Source organism: Oscillospiraceae bacterium, from assembly GCA_035353335.1.
GTDB lineage: Bacteria > Bacillota > Clostridia > Oscillospirales > JAKOTC01 > DAOPZJ01.
Genome location: DAOPZJ010000125.1, coordinates 1 through 1,602 on the forward strand (window position 1 = coordinate 1; position 1,602 = coordinate 1,602).

Below are 1,602 nucleotides of genomic sequence, written 5' to 3' on the forward strand. Positions count from 1 at the left end.
CGAATAAACAGTGGAGGGCAGCCTATAAAGACTTTTTTTCCGATGCAAGTGATCCAATAGATAATTATCAATCCGTATATATTAATGATATAAACAGAGATGGTATACCGGAGGTATTTATAGACCGATGGGGAATGGGTTGCCCTCGGCAAGTAGTCACTTATATAAAAGACAAGGGCATAACAACTCTTATGTTTGATTTTGGTTCGACTCCACAAATTAAAAACAAACTATATCTTGGACTTAATCAAAACAAAATTATACTTCGAGAAGACGGAATCTCTTCAGGGGCACTTAGCTATCATCACGCGCTTATGTATACATTGGGTGACAACGGATTCGAAAAAACTCATGAGATTTCAGCAGAAAAATTGAAAGAAGATTTTGATTATAATGACATCGCCGCGCTTGATGCGCATATAAAAAAATCCCTCAAACTTTTTAATGAAAAGTTTGACGCGGTCACAAAAAGCTTGGATTTAATTGACTATGCCGATGTGGCTGTCACGAAAAATATCAAAGAGTATCTGAATAATGAACTTAAGTTGGATAAGAGTTGATTTAATACATCTGTAAAACGCTGCCTGAAAAAGCAATGCGTAAAGACACTTTGCAATCGAAAACACGCAAATAAAGAAGAAGTATTTTAGAGGAGGTCAAATTTCATGAAGAGAGCCTTATCCGTTATTTTAGCGCTGATGTTTGTGTTTGCGGTTGTCCAGCCGGCAATCGTTTCAAAATCAGCGGCAGCTGCCGTTGCGGTCACTTCCGTAAATTTAAACACCTCTAAAATTGTTTGGCCGGTGGGCAGAACCGGAACATTCAAAGCCACGGTTTACCCGAGCAATGCCGCCAACAGAGAGGTTACCTGGAAATCCGGCAACACCAAGGTTGCCACGGTGGACAGCAGCGGTAAACTCACTGCCAAAGGCTATGGTACGGCCACCATCACCTGCACTTCGAAAAACAATCGTTCCGCGAAAGCGACCTGTTTTGTAACGGTCGGCAAGGGTATCACATCCGTAAAGCTGAATACCGCAAAATTAAACTGGAATGTCGGCAAAATCGGCACCTTTAAGGCTACCGTTTTCCCAAATGACGCCATCCGGAAGGATCTTATTTGGAAATCGAGCAATCCCGCGGTCGCGAGCATTTCTAAAAGGGGGCTGCTCGTCGCGAAGAAAGCGGGCACGGCTACCATCACCTGCGCATCGGCATTTAACAGCAAAGCTAAGGCTACTTGTGTTGTCTCCGTCAAAACGGTGATTGAAGACGGAGTTAAGGATCAATGGAAAGTAGCGTATAAAGACTTTTTTTCTGATGTAAGTTCTTTTGATTCCGTTTATGTCAATGACTTTAACCGTGATGGCATCCCTGAGGTGTTTATTAGTTTTTGGAATGGGCACAATCCATCATTGTTCGTAACTTTTATTAAAGATAAGGGCATATCTACTTTATCTGCTGGAGACTTTTATTATCATGGCGATAAATTCTACTTTGACCTTAATCAGAAAGTTATTATGACTCGCAATAACGAAGATCCAAATAGCATTACAAATCTCGAAGCAGTTAAATATTCATTAGGTGCTAATGGATTTGAAA

At 40.9% G+C, this 1,602-nt stretch carries 2 protein-coding genes; both read left to right on the top strand.

Translation table 11 applies throughout. From position 1 onward, the window contains the following. A partial coding sequence (locus PKH29_12910) for a hypothetical protein (protein HNX15740.1) occupies positions 1–560 on the top strand: 560 nt, incomplete at its 5' end. A gap of 105 nt (positions 561–665) precedes the next feature. After that, positions 666–1,602, top strand: a 937-nt coding sequence (locus tag PKH29_12915; GenBank protein HNX15741.1) for an Ig-like domain-containing protein, incomplete at its 3' end; no start/stop codon positions are given.